This is a genomic window from Ochrobactrum sp. RH2CCR150, from assembly GCA_014138095.1.
In the GTDB taxonomy this organism is placed as follows: domain Bacteria; phylum Pseudomonadota; class Alphaproteobacteria; order Rhizobiales; family Rhizobiaceae; genus Brucella; species Brucella gambitense.
Genome location: JACGXE010000002.1, coordinates 497,975 through 515,579, shown reverse-complemented (window position 1 = coordinate 515,579; position 17,605 = coordinate 497,975). Strand labels below are relative to the sequence as shown.

Here is a 17,605-nt window from a genome sequence, read left to right as displayed (position 1 = left end):
GTGATGCCCGACGAACAGGCATTCGAGACGATCGTTTCAGCGGCATTTATGCATGACCGGAGAACGACCCGGCTGCAAAATGCGTTGGTCCAACGATGCCTTCAATGGTTCCGATGGAACCATGCGAGGCAACATCATGCAATGCTTGTTCTGAATTCCGAAATTGCTGATCCGGCTGGTTGCGAGGCCCACTCTGGAACCCCGGACCGGATAAAAAACGTCCGGGAGGTTTAAGCTCCCGGACGCCTGTTCAGCGCATTACTTCGCAGCAGCGACAGCCGAGACGAGTTCCTTGACAGCATCTTCAGAAGAGAGCTGTCCGTTGAACTCGCGGGTCACCACGTCGTAAATCGCGTTCTTGACGGCTGCAGGATTGGCATAGCCGTGCGCCATGGAACCGAGCATCGTGCCCTTGCCATCAGCTTCCTTCAGGTCGGCGATAGCCTTCTTGCCACAAGCATCGAAAGCAGTGTCCGGCACGTCGGTGCGTGCAGGAGCCGAGCCCTTGACCACGTTGAAGGCGGACTGGAAGGTCGGGCTTTCAACAGCCGAAGCCATTTCCATCTGAGCCGGGATCTTGTCGTCAGCAACCTTGAACATCGCGAACATGTCGGAGTTGAAGGTCACTGCGCCCTGCGTGCCCGGATAGCGCATGCAGACGAAATCTTCGCCCGGCTTCTTGCCAGCCTTCACGAATTCGCCCTTGGCCCAGTCGCCCATGAACTGCAGACCGGCCTTGCCTTCGATAACCATGGCCGAAGCCAGGTTCCAGTCGCGACCGGAGAAGTTGTCATCGACGTAGCTGCGAAGCTTGGTCATGCGGTCGAAAGCCTGCTTCATCGTATCGCTGCCCAGGGTTTCCGGGTCGAGATCGACAAAAGCCTTCTTGTAGAAGTCGGTGCCGAACGAAAGTACGACGGCGTCGAAGATCGTCGCATCCTGCCAAGGCTGGCCACCATGGGCGATTGGCGTGATACCCTGTTCCTTGAACTTGTCGAGAAGCGCGATCAGCTCATCCCAGTTTGCCGGTTCCTTGCCGCCTGCCTTGTCGAGCGCGGCCTTGTTGATCCACATCCAGTTGGTGGTGTGAACATTTACAGGTGCAGCAATCCAGTGATCTTCATACTTGGCGAATGCCTGCAACGGAGCGGGAATGACCTTGTCCCAGCCTTCCTTGTTGGCAACTTCATCCAGATTGCCCAGAGCGCCCTGCTCGGCCCAGTCACGAATGTCGAAGCCGAGCATCTGCACAGCAGTCGGCGCGTTGCCAGCGGTAACGCGAGCGCGCAGAACGGTCATGGCTTCAGTGCCGCCGCCGCCTGCAACAGGCATGTCGGTCCAGCTGATGCCCTTCTTTTCGAGGTCCTTCTTGAGAACGTCGAGCGCGGCAGCTTCACCGCCAGCGGTCCACCAGTGCAGAACTTCAACATTCTGCTTGGCATCAGCCGCGTTTGCGACAGGCGCCATTCCGGCGAGCAAAGCGCAGGCAGCCGTACCCATAGCGGCGAGTTTCAAAAGTTTATGCATGTCTACCTCCCGTAGAAACAAACGAAACTTGTTACACCGGATCGCCGCGCCGGGATTCCCGTCCCAACCGCACAGCTATCCGTTTTTGAATTTCCTTCGTCCTGTCCGCGCCTTGAGGCGCAAACTGAAACCGGTCGCTCCATACAACCGGCTCCTCCTCATTCACTGCCGCAACCCGGTGCAGAGAGATGATCTCCGCCGGATACCCCGGCCAACTGACGCGACGTGCTGCGATGTCCTCCAAACCATCTTTACGCCGCCTCACCCCGATTGACAACGTTGTCTTTTATGAATGAACCGCATCCACCAGACAAGATGTATTGCCTAGGATAGGCTGAAACCCGGGATAGGTGTCAATATCCCCGATATGATAAATAGCGAGAAATTTAATCGATTAAAATTTTAAGTCGTATTCCACGAGCAATTTCTTATGAGAAATGAAGTGTTTAGGCGCTTTATCGATGTTTAGCAGCCATCGTCTAAACCCTTGAATGCGCGTAAACCAAAAATGCCGATACCCGCTCTTTAATGGGATAAAAATCCTGTGAACCGACTGGACAATATCGCCGCGTCCACTTAATTTGAGTGTGCTTACGCAATAGTGCGTGGGCTTGTTCTCGGGGCGGGGTGAGATTCCCCACCGGCGGTATGGAAAGCGATTTCCGAGCCCGCGAGCGCCTGAAAGTTGAGGCTGATTCGCTTCATCGGTCAGGGTCAGCAGATCCGGTGAGATGCCGGAGCCGACGGTATAGTCCGGATGAAAGAGAGCAAAAGAGCGTGACCTATTGCGTCTTCCGACGCGAGTAATGCGTTCCTTTGTGCGCCCTGATTCTAGTTTCTTGAGGAACCTATGAACCAGAGCTATCCGAACAAGACTTCCTTCAAAGTAGCCTTCATTCAGGCTCGCTGGCACGCCGACATCGTCGACGAAGCCCGCAAGAGCTTTATCGCCGAACTGGCCGCCCAGACGGGCACCAATGTCGAAGTAGAAGTCTTCGACGTTCCCGGCGCTTATGAAATTCCGCTTCATGCCAAGACGCTGGCCAAGACCGGCCAGTATGCCGCCATTGTCGGCGCGGCTTTCGTCATCGACGGAGGCATTTACCGTCATGATTTCGTGGCGACAGCTGTGATCAACGGCATGATGCAGGTACAGCTTGAAACCGAAGTGCCGGTACTGAGCGTCGTTCTGACCCCGCATCATTTCCATGACAGCAAGGAGCATCACGACTTCTTCTTCAACCATTTCAAGGTGAAGGGCGTCGAAGCGGCTCATGCCGCCTTGCAGATTGTTGGCGAACGCAGCCGTATCACCGCATTGGTCTGATCGCTCACAGGAACGGCCCCGCCATGCGGGGCCGTATCTCAGTCGGCCACAATACGCTCGCCATGGGTATAGACGTCGAATTCCTCACCGCGCACGATGGCGACAAGAGTGAGATTGGCCTCATCCGCTGTCCGGATGGCAAGCGCCGTCGGCGCTGAAATAGCCGCCAGCACAGGCGCGCCGAGCTTCACTGCCTTTTGCACCATTTCAACGGATACCCGGCTCGTGATCACGGTAATTCCGTGTTCCGTTTCAGTGTTCGTACGCGCCAGCGCGCCGACCAGCTTATCCAGCGCATTGTGTCGTCCGACATCCTCGCGCGCAGCAATCAGGCCTTGCTGCGGCCTGTAGAAACCCGCAGCATGAACAGATTGGGTGGTCGCATTCAATTGCTGTTCGCGCCCGAGTGCGGCCATTGCCACAGCGATCGTGCTCGCCGAAAAACGATGCTTGTCCGCCTTGAGCGGCGTTACCGGGCGCAGAGCCTGCTCGATGGAATCAATACCGCACAGGCCGCAACCAACCGGGCCCGCCATGAAGCGGCGACGCGCCGCCAGCCGCTGTTCCGGCAATTCGGCAAGGCGCATCTGCACATCGACCCCTTGCGCGAAAGCGACAACCTCAATGCTTTCGATCTGACTGGCATCGTCGATAATGCCTTCGGTCAGACTGAAACCGACAGCGAAATCCTCCAGATCGGACGGGGTTGCCATCATGACAGCCTGTGTGGAACCGTTATAGCTCATCGCGACGGGCACCTCCTCCGGAACGGCGCGGTGCCCTTCCTGGAAGCCTGAAACGCGATGTGCAAGGCGCACCACATCCTGACTGATCTTGGGTATCGTCATGTCACTCGCCTGCTGTTTTCGCATCCCAATACATTGCTACAGTTTGATGTGGCATCATATCGGGTTTTCTGTATGGTGCCAGCGAACAGGCATGCAGCACAAAACATTTCGGCCCTAGCCGAATACAATTTTGTGAATGAAAGGCAGCGCCGATAGCGAGGATAAAATGGATATTCGCCAGATCGACGACAATTACTCAGTCTCGGGCCAGATTTCGCCCGACGACGTGCGCGACATTGCGGCAGAAGGCTTTCAGACCATCATCTGTAACCGTCCGGACGGCGAAGGCGGCCCGGAACAACCGGATTTTGCTGAAATTGCGCGTGTTGCAGAGAAAGCTGGCCTTGCCACCTATTACATTCCGGTGGTTGGCGGCCAGTTGACGCAGGATGATGTCGATGCCATGGCAGCGGCGCTCGACGAAGCGGAAGGTCCGTTCTTCGCCTATTGCCGCTCCGGCGCCCGTTCTACGAATATTTACGGGATCGTGCAGAGCCAAAAGCGCGGATAAAGAACGAGCGCAGGCTATACGGGCGGTGAGTACGCAAGGGCATTGTTTCAGTTCTTGCAAACATAAGGCTCACCGTCCCGAAAGTCGCGTACGGCGACCAAAGACGCCCTGCTGGTTATGTGCGCAGTACTGGCGGTAATAGGACAGACCGGCGCGAACCACAGTCGCGCCAACGCCACCGGCGACAAGCATCCAGCCAAGCGCCTGCACCCAATTGAACGTATCCAATCCACCGCTCAGCGCGACGACCACAACGCCGGCCCACAGAAGGGCAGCGGTGCGACGCCAGAACACCGGATTGAGTTCATCGAAAACCGCCTTCCACAGCGAGTGGACAAGGCAGGCGAAGAACAGAGCCGCGGCCAGCCCGATGTTGAGCAATTCGACCGGGAGCCATTGCTGCGAAGTAAGCATAATATCCATCATCCAACTTAAGCCGCGATACGTCGGGTTAAAGCCGCCACATGGCTTTTCCTTCCGAACCGAAGGTATTGTTTACGTTCATATCCAGGCATCGCGCTTTCCAACAAAAACCGATATTGTTTCTTGTCTGGTTTCTTGCCCGATGCTTCAGCCCCATTGAGCTGTCAATTTGTGGCTTCAACGTGTTAGAAGCACGGAAAGCTCCTTGTAATAAATTCACTTATTATTGCGATCACGCGAAATATCGTGTTGAAAACATTATACTATCCCGGCCGCCCTCCGACAGGTCAGGCACCGCAATCCCCTTGATAGTCTTGGACAATTCGCCTTCACGCAATGCGTGTGCAGGCAGGCGAAACGCGCTCCAAAAGCGCGTCACGCTACTGTCTTGTAACAGCGTTGTAACAATTTGGCAGAGTATTCAGCCTCGGAACCGGGGCCAAAACTTGGGGTTATTCACAGCGCCAAGCAAACAGGTTCGCTCTCACTCGTCCACCAGCTTCTTGTAGGGAACGTTATCCGACGGATCGGCGGCCCCCGGCGTGTGAGCAGGACGCCCGAACAGGAAGCCTTGCACCTGCGCGCAGCCTTCTTCAATCACCATGCGGTGCTGATGGAAATTCTCGATGCCTTCCGCCACGACCGGCAGATCGAGACTGCGCCCAAGCCCGACAATCGCCCGCACAATCGCATGGGAGCTGACATCGGTTTCCATCGTATTGATGAAGCTGCGGTCGATCTTGATCTTGTCGAATGGAAAGCTCTGGAGATTGTTCAGCGAAGAATAGCCGGTCCCGAAGTCGTCCATCACGATGCGCACGCCGAGCCTCTTGATACGGCGCAGCAATTCCAGTGTCGTTGGCCTGTCCTTGATCAGCGCTGCTTCGGTGACTTCCAGTTCCAGTCGATATGGCTCAAGCCCGGTTTCTTCCAGCACAGCAGCAACCGTTTCAGGCAAATTGGTCAGACGGAACTGGATCGGCGACACATTGACGGCGATCGTCAGATGACGTTCCCATGTCGCGGCTGTCCGGCAAGCTTCCCGCAGCACCCATTCGCCAAGGGCGATAATCACGCCGGTTTCCTCAGCAATCGGAATGAACACTTCCGGCGGGATCGATCCGCGCTCAGGATGCGTCCAGCGCAGCAGTGCTTCATAGCCCTTGCAGGAACCGTCGGCGGTTCCGATCAGCGGCTGGTAGGCGATGGTGATCTGACCGCGCGACATGGCCTGACGCAGATCAGCTTCCAGCTGCCGTCTCTCGGTGATTTCGCGATCCATTTCCGGCGAGTAGAACGCGACCATGCCCTTGCCGCTCGTCTTGGCGCGATAAAGCGCGACGTCGGCTGCATGGCGGAGCGTTTCGGCATCGCGGCCATCGGTCGGATAGATGGCAACGCCGATACTGACGCCGACCGCCGTCTGGTCGGCAATCATATTCATCTCCGCCTTGAATTCTTCGAGTATCCGCTCGGCAAGCTTGCGCGCGCCGGAAGGCTGCGGCACGCCCACTTGCAGGATGACGAACTCATCCCCGCCAATGCGTGCAGCCGTATCAACGCCGCTGATCGTGCGCCGCAAGATATTGGCTACGGTTTTCAAAACCCGGTCGCCTTGCGCGTGACCGAAAATATCGTTCACCGCCTTGAACCGGTCGAGGTCCAGCGCAAAGACCGCGCAACGCTGCTGCGAGCGCCCGCCGACTGCATTGGTCAGCCGCTGCTCGAAAAAGGCGCGATTGGGCAGGTCAGTCAGCGCATCATGGTTTGCCATATGTTCGATCTGGCGTTGCGCTGCACGCTTTTCCGTCAGGTCGCGCACAGCAAGAACCTCACAAGACTTGCCCTGATATTCAATCGTGTGGACCGCGAGTTCGAAAATCCGCTGGTCGTTTTCCTGACGGGGTTTTGCCTCGACCGCCGCCTGACGGGGTGCGGCGGCAGGCAGACCGTCCGCTGTCAGCAACAGATCTTCCGGCGAACGACCGACCAGCGCCTTTTCATTGCTGTTCATCAACCGGGAGAACCGCGCATTCACTTCGACGATCCGGTCATCGCGGATGACGGCGAGACCATCCAGCGTCGCATTCGCAAAGCCCTTCAAATCCGTCATGTAACGGTCGATGAACACGGCAGCGACAGTCATGAACGCAATAAAGCACGACACCGTCGCAACGGCGCCGACGATCCACATGCGGCCCGTGCCAAGCGGATCAGCCGCAGGCAGGCTTGGGTCGGGGATCAGTGTGGTTGACGACATGGTGGTGAAATGCAGAACGCAGATCGAACCGACGCCGAGAACCGTGGCCACAGAAATGCGCATCCAGCGCCCGGACAGGCGCATCACTTCGAAAGCGCCAGCAAGCATCAGCGTTGAGACAACAGCGCCGACAATGATCGGGACAAAGTCGAACTGCACGGTAGCAGCGGCGTTAACGGCAGACATGCCGGTGAAATGCATCGCCGCGATAACCAGTGCGCCGCAGAGTCCGGCCAGCAGATTTGATGTCGCGCTGTTGAAGTCGAACAGACGCAGCATGACCCAGAAACCGGCGATCGCAATGATCGCTGAAAGCGTTGTGATGATGAGATCGAACTCTATCGCCACCGTGCCCTGATAAGCCAGCATCGCCACAAAATGCGTCGCCCAAACGCTCAAGCCGCCCGCAAAAGCGGCGGTCGCAAGCCAGCTATCACGGCGATGATCGGCACATTCTCCTGCCCGCGCGAGCAAAAGGAAAAAGGCAAAAACACCAATGAGGGAAATGACCGCAGCCAGAACCACGATAGGTCTGTCATGCTGGACGGATATGCACTCTATAACTTTGAACATAACACGCCCCCGCTTTCATTTGCGCAAGGCCGCCGTCGGCCCGCACCGAAGCATTTTTGTGTTTTTGTTATACAACGCATAATTGTTTAGCCCAGACTACTTAAGCAATTATAAATCCGAGCCAAAAGCGCACCGGATACCAAAGTGTAAGGTCTATACTTAATTCTCTTACTATATTAGATAGTAGTAATATTATCGAGCTTATTTGCCAACCCTGCGGCCCACGCGGGCAAGCAGGATGACCGGCACAATGCCGATGACCACAATGGCGAGTGCGGCAATCGACGCTTCTTCATATGTACCGCGCGCGGCTTCGCCGTAAAGATGCGTTGCGAAAGTTTCCATATTGAGCGGGCGCAGCAGCAATGTTGCTGGCAACTCTTTGACGCAATCCACAAAAACCAGCAATCCTGCGGCAACAATTGCCGTTTTGGAGAGCGGGAGGTGAATGGAGCGGAATGTCGCCGTCACGCTTCGTCCAAGGGTACGTGACGCATGATCGAGCGATAGCGGAATACGTTCCAGCCCCGCATCGATGCCACCAGCAGCGATGGCCATGAACCGCACGCCGTAGGCATAGACCACCGCAGCGCCCGAACCGATCAGGATCAAACCGGCAGGCACGCCAAAGAAATATCCCGCCAGTTGATTGAAGACATGATCGAAGCTGCCCGAAACGACGAGAATACCAATCGCGATCACCGTACCGGGCGCGGCATAGCCCATGGTCGACAGACGATAGAACCAGCGGGAGGCGACGCCCGGAAACAAACGCACGGCGTAAGCCACCATCATGCCGCACACCAGCACGATCGCCGTCGCAATCGACGCCAGCAATATGGTGTTGAACGCTTCCCCGGCGAGACGGGGGGATATGCCCGCAAAGCGCGCGCGCTTGACTGCTTCAACCAGCAGATAGAGAGCAGGACCGACAAAGCCAATTATAACGGGCAACGACCCGAGAGCGAAAAGCCACAAGCCTCGAATGGATGAGACCTTCGACGGCTCGAACCCGCGCGAATGGCGGATATTGGAGGCGAAGCGCTGTTTGCGCCGCGCCCACCGCTCCAGCGAAACCAGCGCCACCACGATCAGCAGCAAGGCCAGCGCGAGTTGCGCCGCGCCCGGCAAATCAGAGCGCGTGATCCATGTTGTGTAGATGGATACCGTCAGCGTGCGAACGCCGAGGAATTCCGCTGCGCCAACGTCGTTTAGCGTTTCCATCAAGGCGAGGCTGACACCAACGGCCACAGCCGGGCGCGCCAGCGGAAGCGCCACCCGCCAGAAAATGCCGCGACGGCTGACGCCGAGCGTCCGCGCCGCATCCATGAGACTGGCCGACTGGGTGAGAAACATGGCCCGTGTCGGGATATAGACATAAGGATAGAGCACGAAGCCCAGCAGCAGAATGCAGCCGGTCATCGAACGGATATCCGGCAGGCGAAACTGACGCGGACTGTCAAAGCCCAGCACATAGCGGATAGCGCCTTGCACTGGTCCTATCGGATGAAGAATATCCAGATAGGCATAGGCCACAATGTAAGTCGGCACTGCAAGTGGCAGCAGCAGCGCCCATTCCAGAATGCCGCGCCCGCGAAAATCATAGGCCGTCACCAGCCACGCCATCGACGTTCCGACGAGCGCTGCAATACAGCCGACGCCGAGCAGAAGAATGACCGTATCGGCAAAGGCGGTCGGCAATAATGTGGAGAGCAGCTGCTGCCACAAGCCTGCCGAACCTTGCAAAGCCTCGCGAGCGAGCGCCAGAACCGGCAGGAAAACAAGGATTGCAATCACCGCCGAAGCCCAAAGCCAGACACGCCCCGCCTTTGCAGGCCGGAAGAGCGAATGTCGTGCTGTAGCGGGCATATTTGTCATCGTGCTCGTCATATTGAAACGCCGGCGCATGGAGCACCGGCGCATTGTTCATACAGTCATTTCGGTTTTAGTTGTCGAACCCAACCTTATCAACCAGTTCGCTGGCTTCCTTGCGATGGCTGACGATTTCAGTCAGCGGAACCTTATCGATCTTCAACTCACCGAACGATTTCACAATCGCATCGACCGGAGCGCCGGGCTTCACCGGATATTCGTAATTGGCTTCGGCATAGATCTTCTGTGCTTCGTCGGAAACCAGATACTCAAGAAGCTTGACGGCTTCTTCCTTATGTGGGGCATTCTTGGCAACCGCTGCGCCGCTGATATTGACCTGCGTGCCGCCGTCCTTGAAGGTCGGGAGAATAACCTTGATGCCCTCGCCCCAGCCCTTCTGCTCATCGCCGCCCTTACCTGAACGCATCAGGCCAACATAATAGGAGTTTGCAACGGCGATGTCGCAAATGCCGCCGACAATATCCTTGGCGCCATCGCGGTCACCACCGGCAGCCTTGCGGGCCAGATTGGCCTTCAGGCCGGTGAGCCAGGCTTCAGTCTTTTCAGCACCGTAATGGGCGATGTAATCGGCGAAGAGCGCGGTATTGTAAGGATGCTGACCGGCGCGAATGCAGATCTTGCCTTTCCACTTCGGGTCGGACAGGTCTTCGTAATTGATGGCGTCGAGTTCCAGATCCTTTGCGGCATATACAACGCGGGCGCGCAGCGACAGCGCATACCAGTTGCCCTTGGCGTCACGAAGCTGTTTCGGCACGGCTTCGTTCAGGGTCTTGGATTCGACCGGCTGTGTCAGCCCCTTTTCCGCGAGATCTACGAGATTACCCGCATCGACCGTCATGAGAATGTCGGCAGGAGAGCTTGCGCCTTCCGACGCGACGCGCTCGGCCAGACCGTCCTTCAGGAACACCGTATTGACCGTGATGCCCGTCGACGCCTTGAACGCGTCAAGCAGAGGCTGAATGAGGCCCGGTTCGCGCGTTGTGTAAATATTCACCTCATTGGCGGAAGCAGTTCCGGATAGAAATGTCGCTGCAACGAGAGCAAGGCCGGCACGCGCGAAAATGGGCATATTACCTCCGTTTGGAATAGTTCCAAATAAAATGATGAGTGATGCAATCAACTTATATTAGCTGTTTCTGATCCGGTCAATCGCCGCACCGCGCAAAAGCGAACCACTTGAAATCAGCTGTGGAAGATCAAGGCCTTATCGTGGTCGAAACGAACAAACACATGATTGACGGTGCTTGGTACACGGATGGGCGTGCGCAGACGCAAGCGCAATGGTGCAGCGTCGGCATGGAGCACCAGTTCCTCTGTTTCGCCGAGGAAGGTGCGCATCTCGATCAGGCAACGCAGATCACCGGAAACAGCATCGTCATCTGCAACGATATGCAGATCGCCGGGGCGCAGATAGACGGAGACGTCCTTCGTCGATTGCAGCGCTTTCGGCGCTTTGAACGAGCCGAAAGCAGTATCCACCATGCCGCTCTGCAAGGCACCGGGAATGACATTGAAATCGCAGAAGAAGTCTGCCGCATAACGGCTTTCGGGACGATCATGGAGATCGCGCGCGGTGCCGCTTTGGACGATCTCGCCTGAACGCATCAGCACGACGCGGTCGCCGGTCGAAAGCGCCTCCTCTGCCTCATGGGTCACGATGATTGCAGTTGTACCGAGCGCGCGCAAAAGGCTGACCGTCTCGCGACGCACCTTTGCCCGCAGGCCCCGGTCCAGATTGGAAAACGGCTCATCCATCAACAGAAGATGCGGCTTCGGCGCTAGCGCGCGTATCAGCGCCACGCGTTGCTGCTCGCCACCCGACAGCATGTGCGGATAACGCTCGGCCATATGCGACAGGCCAACAAGTTCAAGCAATTCGCGCACCCGCTCCTGTGCCGCATCACGGCGCATTTTGCGCAGACCGAACAAGACATTGTCGCGCACGCTCAAATGCGGAAACAGCGCGTAGTCCTGAAAGACCACGCCGATATTGCGCTTGTCGGGTTCCACGAAGGTGGTTGGAGAGGCAAGCACCTTGCCGCCCATACTCAGCGAGCCGCCATCTGGCGCGTCGATACCGGCAATAATGCGCAGCATGGAGGTCTTGCCGCAGCCGGAATGGCCGACGAGGCAGATGATCTCACCGGCCTGCACATCAAGCGACACATTGTTGAGCGCAAGGACAGAGCCAAACTGACGTGTAACACCCGAAAGCGTCAGAGCCGGACCAGATGCTCCGGCTTCTTCCTGCAATTGCTCAATCTGATTGCGCGCGTCCATGCCTGACCGGAATCCCCATATCCATTCCGTCGCATATAGACACTGTTTTTCTGCTTCGCCACTAAAACAGGACCGATTTTCTCAAGAACTGGATAAGCACCTCCATCTTTTTAAGAATTCGATGTTGCTTTGAGTATCAACTTGGTTGATTGCGGGCAAAAAGCGGAGCATGTTCGGCACTCTTCCGCATGCCCAATCACACTTCAGGAGAATGACCATGGGGCCCGTCACGGACAAGGTCGCGACAGCCGAACGCCTGCCGCAAGAAACGAAAATTGCCATTATCGGCGGCGGCGTCATCGGTGTTTCCACCGCCCTGTTTCTGGCCGAACGCGGCATTCCGGTCGCCCTGTTCGAGAAGGGTGAAATCGCTGGCGAGCAATCCAGCCGCAACTGGGGCTGGTGCCGTCGCACGGGCCGCGATACCCGCGAAATGCCGCTGATCGTTGAAAGCATGCGGCTTTGGGATGGAATGAACGAGCGCACGGGCCGCGAAACCGGCTTCCGCGTGACCGGCATTGCCTATGCGGCTGAAAAAGCCGAGCAGATGGCGAGTTACGAGCAGTGGATTGCCGCCGCCCGCGAACATGGCATTGAAACCGACATTCTGAACAGCCAGCAGGCCGAAGCACTGGCTCCCGGCCTGACCCGACGCCTCGCAGGCGGCATGATCACGCCGCTCGACGGTCGCGCAGAGCCGCAAAAGGCCGTGCCCGCCTTTGCCGCCAAGGCGCAGGAAGATGGTGCCGTCATCATGCAGAATTGCGCCGTGCGCGGCATCGAGACGACCAATGGTCGTGTCACTGCTGTTTTAACGGAAAAGGGCCGCGTGCGTTGTGAGGCTGTCGTGGTGGCTGGCGGGGCCTGGTCGCGTCTGATCATATCGGAGTTCAACGCCCGCCTGCCGCAGCTCAAAGTGCGCTCGTCGGTGTTCCGCACCACGCCGATTGAAGCCGGTGTCGAACCTGCCATCGCCTATTCGGACTTCGCACTGCGCAAGCGGCTCGATGGCGGCTATACGGTAGCAAGCCTCGGCGGCTCGATCGCTGATATCGTCCCTGACAGCTTCCGCTATCTGAAGGATTTTCTTCCGTCGCTGTCAAGCGGCGAGTGGTTCAATGTGCGCTTTCGTTTCGGACAGCGCTTTTTTGAAGAAGCTTTCCAGTGGAAGCTGCGTCCTGCCGATCAGGTCTCGATCTTCGAGAAAGTCCGCACGCTGGACCCGGAACCGCACCGCGCCGCCAATGCGGCCATTCTGGCAAAGCTGAAACAGGCGATCCCGGCCTTCGCATCTGTATCGATTGCGCAGGAATGGGCGGGGATGATCGACACCATGCCGGATATCATTCCGACCATTTCGCCAATCCCTGGTGTTGAAGGCCTGATCGTCGCAACCGGCTTCTCCGGCCACGGCTTCGGCATCGGCCCCGGTGCTGGCCGTCTGGTAGCGGATATGGTCAGCGGTGAAACGCCGGTGGTCGATCCATCACCGTTCCACATTTCCCGCTTTTCTGACGGCTCGAAACTGCGCATCGAGAACTGGGGCTAAGCCAGACGCAACACAATCCCCGGAGCCGACAACTCCGGGGCATTTTACGCGGACTATTCAATCACGCCGCAGGCAAAGCGTGCGCCACCGCCACCGAGTGGCTTTGGCTCATCCGAATAATTGTCGCCGCCGACATGGATCATCAGGGCGCGGCCCTTGACCTCATCCAGCGATTTGAGACGCGGCGAAACCACGCTGCCGGTAATCTTGCCGTCTGCATCCGCTTTCAAGAGCGGCAGATCACCCATATGGCCCTCGCCTTCCGGCCCCATATGGTGCTTGGTATGGTCCGGATCATAGTGACCGCCAGCCGCCTGTGCGGCAACGGTCTTTCCGTCCTGTTCCGCCGGTGCACAGCTTCCCTTCTCGTGGACATGGAAACCATGTTCACCCGCAGCTATGCCCTGGAGATTGGGTGTAAATCGCAGGCCGTCAGCGGTTTGCGAAATTGTTATCGTGCCGAGTTCCTTGCCCTGCCCCGTGGGCAGCGCTTCAAACATTTTCACGCTCACACCGTCCGCAAAGGCGGGCACGGTCGCAAGCGCCAGTATCGAACCTAAAATCAAACTGCGCATCGTCTCCTCCATCCTCAAATTCGTTTCTGATGCAGGACTAACGTGCGGATCGGCAAATTGTTCGGTTTTCGCATCGAGCGAATGATTGCGCGGCGGTGTTCCGCCGCGCAATCCGGCATCGGATCAGACAGTTACAAACTGTCCCATCATGCCAACATCTTCATGCTCCAGCACATGGCAATGGAACATGAACGGATGGCTGGGCACGGCTTCCCGGTCGAAGTGCACCAGAAGCTCCGCCTTGCCATCGATCAGCGCCGTGTCCTTCCATCCCGATTGATGGGCGGGGGGAGCCTTGCCATTCAACGTCAGGATACGGAAGGAGGCTCCGTGAATATGAAACGGATGCGCCATTTCCTTCGTGGTCAGCTCCCATATTTCCCAGGAGCCCATCTTGGCCTCGACATCAATGCGCTTCATATCGAAAGGTTCGCCTGCAATCGCCATGCGCACACCGGACGTCAGCGCATCCAGCGCCGGACCTGCCTCGGCAGATGTACGGCTGCCGTGCATCATATCGTGGTTCATCTCACCACCCTGCATAGCCCCCATATCCATCTTGCTCATATCCATGCTGCCCATGTCGTGGCCAGCATGTGGGTCTGCGGCAGGCTTTTGCATCATCAGCTTCATGTTTTCGGCCATGCGCTCATCAAAGAAGAATGAACGCCTGCGCACCGATTTGCCGGGGTCTGGCGCTTCCGGTGCTCCCAGATTTGCCGGTACGCTTTTGACCCTTCCCTCAAGCGCGCTGTCGATACCGAACCGCATCAGCATCTGGTCCTTACCGCCGTTATCATCGCTGGCGGTCAGAAGCTCAACACCCTCGCCGCCTGTCGAAAAGTCGACCAGCACCTCATAACGCTCGCCGGGGCTGATCGTTAGCCGCTCGACAGCTTCCGGCTTGCCGGTAAAGCCGCCATCGGAAGCAAACACATGCAGCGGACGATTGTCGCTGAAACGCACATGGAAATTGCGCGCATTGGCGCCGTTGAGAATGCGCAGGCGCACGACTGTCGCAGGCACTTTCGCTTCGGGCGAGATAACGCCATTGACGATCAGCCGGTCCCCGCGAAAGCCATGCATCAGATCCATGATATCAGGCTGATACACCTTGTCGCCTTCAATGACACGGCGGTCCTGAAGCACCAATGGAATATCGTCCACGCCATAGGTTTCCGGCAGGCCGCGCTCCGCATCCTTGCCGTCGCTGACGATCATCAGCCCGGCAATTCCCATATGCGCCTGACGGGCGGTGGAACCATGCAGATGCGGGTGAAACCAGTTGAACGATGCGGGCTGATTGACCGCTACCTTCGGCTCCCAGCGCCCTCCCGACGGAACGAGATTGTGCGGCCCACCGTCAAGGACCGATGGAACGAACAGCCCGTGCCAATGCAAGGTCGTCTCCTCATCCATGCCGTTCTCAACAGCGAGCGTGACGCTTTCGCCATTCTTGAGGCGCACGACGGGACCAAGATAGGTTCCGTTGATACCGGCGGACGCCGCATCACTGCCCGGCTCGAAAGAGTGGCGGCCTTTGCCGATCTTGAGCCTTACGACGCCCGAGGCATCGGGTTCCAGCAAGGGCGGTATGGGCAGGCTCTGGCCCTTGGCTGCCGGGGCCATTTCCATGGCGCCATGGCCCATATTCTGATGCGCATCCTGCGCAAAACCGGTCAAAGGGCGAATGGCGGCAAGGCTTGCCGCGCCCGCGCCAAGCGCGAGCAGACGACGGCGAGTTAATCCACGCATGGTGAAGTCTCCAAATAGAATTCCAGACAATAATCCTGACACCGCCGATGGATCGGCAGCGCATTCGGCGATTAGAGCGAGAGCGCTATTGGAGGTCGTAAAAGGTCGTGCCGGGGATTGCTGCTCATTGCAGCAACGAGCGGAGGAAGACCGAAATCCTGTGACGGTGCAAGCACACCAATATCGGCAGTCAACTGAACAATACAGCCGCAGGTCATCATCACACAGGCGACGGGCGCCTTTGCACCATGATCCGTGGGCGCTTGTTGCCCCGCATGATGAGACGCGGGCATCGTACTATCAGCGGACTGTTGTTCGCTCATGTGGCAGCCAACGGAAACGCCTGCCGTCGGCATATCATGCGCCATAGCATAGCAAAGCTGTGTGGAAACCAGAAACAACAGTGACAGAACCGCAACCAGCATACGCGACTGCACGTGCAGGACGGAAAGTCCCCACATGTTGTGTCTGCCACTGATGTTGCGTTTCATGAATTGCATATCCGCATCCGAGCTGATGCCCAACTGGTTATCGACCCGAATCTAGGGATGCCGTGCGACAATTGAAAGGCCTATTCTTGCCTCCCTTGATTTTGATCACACTTTCACTTTTGTTTCGAAAAGAAGAGTTCTGCGTTCATAAAATTACGCAAACACCCTTTTCCGCTTGCGATTCCGTATTGCAAGGTTTTAAAGAACCTCATCTTGGCTGCTCCCAATTATAACAGCCCACCAAAAACGGATAAGAAAAATGACTGTCGCTCAAGCGGTTGTTCCGCAGCAAAACTCCGCGCGCCGCGTTCTGGCCGCAAGCATGATCGGCACAACGATCGAGTTTTTTGACTTTTATATTTATGCAACGGCGGCGGTGATTGTATTCCCGCATCTGTTTTTCCCGGCCAGCGATGGCAATTCGGCTCTGCTGCAATCGCTTGCTACCTTTGCGATCGCCTTCTTTGCCCGCCCGATTGGCGGCGCGCTGTTCGGCCACTTCGGCGACCGGATCGGCCGCAAGGCAACGCTGGTTGCAGCGCTCATGACCATGGGTATTTCCACGGTCGCCATCGGCTTCCTGCCGACCTATGAATCCATTGGCGTCTGGGCAGCTCTCCTGCTGGCGCTGTGCCGTCTCGGCCAGGGCCTCGGCCTCGGTGGCGAATGGGGTGGCGCAGTGCTGCTCGCAACCGAAAACGCACCGGAAGGCAAGCGTACCTGGTACGGCATGTTCCCGCAGCTCGGCGCGCCGGTCGGCTTCATTCTGGCAACGGGCATTTTCCTGTTTCTGGCCGAAGTCCTCACCGAAGAACAGTTCTTCGCCTTTGGCTGGCGTGTTCCGTTCATTGCCAGTGCAATTCTCGTCGCAGTCGGCCTCTTCATTCGCCTGAAGATCGCTGAAACGCCGGAATTCCAGAAGGCCATCGATAAGGCAGAGCGCGTTGAAGTGCCGGTTGCCACGCTGTTCAAGCAGCACAAGCTGAACCTGTTCCTCGGCACCATTGCCGCAGTCGCAACCTTCGTGCTGTTCTATCTCATGACCGTGTTTTCGCTCGGTTGGGGCACGCGCGCGCTCGGCTATAGCCGTGAGGAATTCCTCGTTCTGCAGATGATCGGCGTCGTATTCTTCGGCCTGACCATTCCGCTGTCGGCTATCCTGTCCGACCGCTACGGCATGCGTCCGGTGATGATCATCGTCACGATCCTGATTGGCGCTTACGGCCTGATCATGGCTCCGCTTTTCATGGGCGGTACGGCAGGCGTTCTGGCCTTCCTCATCATCGGTTTCGGCCTGATGGGCATGACCTATGGTCCAATCGGCGCAGCACTTGCCGAGCCGTTCCCGACCTCGGTACGCTATACCGGCGCATCCTTGACCTTCAATCTGGCCGGCATCCTCGGCGCATCGGTCGCGCCTTATATCGCGACCTGGCTCGCCACCCACTATAGCTTTGACTATGTCGGCTATTACATGGTGGCTGCTGCCGTGGTCTCGCTGATCGGCTTTACCTTCATTTCGTTCAAGCGCGGTAGATAAGGCCACGCCTGAAAACAAACAAAAGCCCGCGTGGATCGCTCCACGCGGGCTTT

General features: G+C 57.5%; 14 protein-coding genes and 1 riboswitch. Of the genes, 4 read left to right on the top strand and 10 right to left on the bottom strand.

The genetic code is table 11. The features are described from left to right. Positions 1-258 precede the first annotated feature (258 nt). Complete coding sequence (locus tag FHW03_RS06020; protein WP_171058736.1) at positions 259-1,527, bottom strand: ABC transporter substrate-binding protein; 1,269 nt, start codon at positions 1,525-1,527, stop codon at positions 259-261. A 609-nt stretch (positions 1,528-2,136) separates the two neighbouring features. Beyond that, a riboswitch (FMN riboswitch) is annotated at positions 2,137-2,300 on the top strand. A 77-nt stretch (positions 2,301-2,377) separates the two neighbouring features. Here FHW03_RS06020 and FHW03_RS06015 point away from each other — a divergent pair. Continuing rightward, positions 2,378-2,854: a 6,7-dimethyl-8-ribityllumazine synthase gene (locus FHW03_RS06015; RefSeq protein WP_182519796.1), complete on the top strand. Its 477-nt coding sequence runs from the start codon at positions 2,378-2,380 to the stop codon at positions 2,852-2,854. A 38-nt stretch (positions 2,855-2,892) separates the two neighbouring features. Here the strand turns inward: FHW03_RS06015 and fdhD are convergent, their stop codons facing one another. After that, on the bottom strand, positions 2,893-3,702 hold the full coding sequence (gene fdhD / locus FHW03_RS06010; RefSeq protein ID WP_182519795.1) for a formate dehydrogenase accessory sulfurtransferase FdhD: 810 nt from the start codon (positions 3,700-3,702) through the stop codon (positions 2,893-2,895). A 166-nt stretch (positions 3,703-3,868) separates the two neighbouring features. Between fdhD and FHW03_RS06005 the strand changes: the two genes are divergently transcribed. Continuing rightward, on the top strand, positions 3,869-4,213 hold the full coding sequence (locus FHW03_RS06005) for a TIGR01244 family sulfur transferase (RefSeq protein WP_078337067.1): 345 nt from the start codon (positions 3,869-3,871) through the stop codon (positions 4,211-4,213). 69 nt (positions 4,214-4,282) lie between these two features. Here FHW03_RS06005 and FHW03_RS06000 read toward each other — a convergent pair whose 3' ends face one another. From FHW03_RS06000 to FHW03_RS05980, 5 genes are all read right to left on the bottom strand, one after another. Further along, entirely contained in the window at positions 4,283-4,636 is a 354-nt protein-coding gene (locus FHW03_RS06000; RefSeq protein ID WP_280993294.1) for a hypothetical protein, read from the bottom strand. A gap of 484 nt (positions 4,637-5,120) precedes the next feature. After that, positions 5,121-7,469 (bottom strand): bifunctional diguanylate cyclase/phosphodiesterase, encoded by a 2,349-nt coding sequence (locus tag FHW03_RS05995; RefSeq protein WP_182519793.1) that lies wholly within the window; start codon positions 7,467-7,469, stop codon positions 5,121-5,123. Positions 7,470-7,670: 201 nt separating this feature from the next. After that, positions 7,671-9,347 carry an ABC transporter permease gene (locus FHW03_RS05990; RefSeq protein ID WP_377514235.1) on the bottom strand — a complete coding sequence of 559 codons (1,677 nt, stop codon included), beginning with the start codon at positions 9,345-9,347 and terminating at the stop codon, positions 7,671-7,673. Positions 9,348-9,414: 67 nt separating this feature from the next. Continuing rightward, a complete protein-coding gene (locus FHW03_RS05985) occupies positions 9,415-10,431 on the bottom strand; it encodes a Fe(3+) ABC transporter substrate-binding protein (protein WP_182519791.1) in 1,017 nt (338 codons plus the stop codon). A gap of 113 nt (positions 10,432-10,544) precedes the next feature. Continuing rightward, positions 10,545-11,642 carry an ABC transporter ATP-binding protein gene (locus FHW03_RS05980; RefSeq protein WP_182519790.1) on the bottom strand — a complete coding sequence of 366 codons (1,098 nt, stop codon included), beginning with the start codon at positions 11,640-11,642 and terminating at the stop codon, positions 10,545-10,547. Positions 11,643-11,859: 217 nt separating this feature from the next. On the opposite strand from FHW03_RS05980, the gene FHW03_RS05975 reads away from it, so the two are divergent. After that, positions 11,860-13,191, top strand: coding sequence for an FAD-binding oxidoreductase (locus tag FHW03_RS05975; protein WP_182519789.1), 1,332 nt, complete (start codon positions 11,860-11,862; stop codon positions 13,189-13,191). A 53-nt stretch (positions 13,192-13,244) separates the two neighbouring features. Here FHW03_RS05975 and sodC read toward each other — a convergent pair whose 3' ends face one another. The 3 genes from sodC to FHW03_RS05960 form a co-directional block, all read right to left on the bottom strand. Beyond that, a complete protein-coding gene (sodC, locus tag FHW03_RS05970) occupies positions 13,245-13,766 on the bottom strand; it encodes a superoxide dismutase family protein (RefSeq protein ID WP_182519788.1) in 522 nt (173 codons plus the stop codon). A gap of 123 nt (positions 13,767-13,889) precedes the next feature. Beyond that, positions 13,890-15,521, bottom strand: a complete 1,632-nt coding sequence (cueO, locus tag FHW03_RS05965; RefSeq protein WP_182519787.1) for a multicopper oxidase CueO — start codon at positions 15,519-15,521, stop codon at positions 13,890-13,892. A gap of 71 nt (positions 15,522-15,592) precedes the next feature. Then, complete coding sequence (locus FHW03_RS05960) at positions 15,593-16,021, bottom strand: hypothetical protein (protein ID WP_182519786.1); 429 nt, start codon at positions 16,019-16,021, stop codon at positions 15,593-15,595. Positions 16,022-16,271: 250 nt separating this feature from the next. On the opposite strand from FHW03_RS05960, the gene FHW03_RS05955 reads away from it, so the two are divergent. Further along, complete coding sequence (locus FHW03_RS05955; protein ID WP_182519785.1) at positions 16,272-17,552, top strand: MFS transporter; 1,281 nt, start codon at positions 16,272-16,274, stop codon at positions 17,550-17,552. Positions 17,553-17,605: the final 53 nt, after the last annotated feature.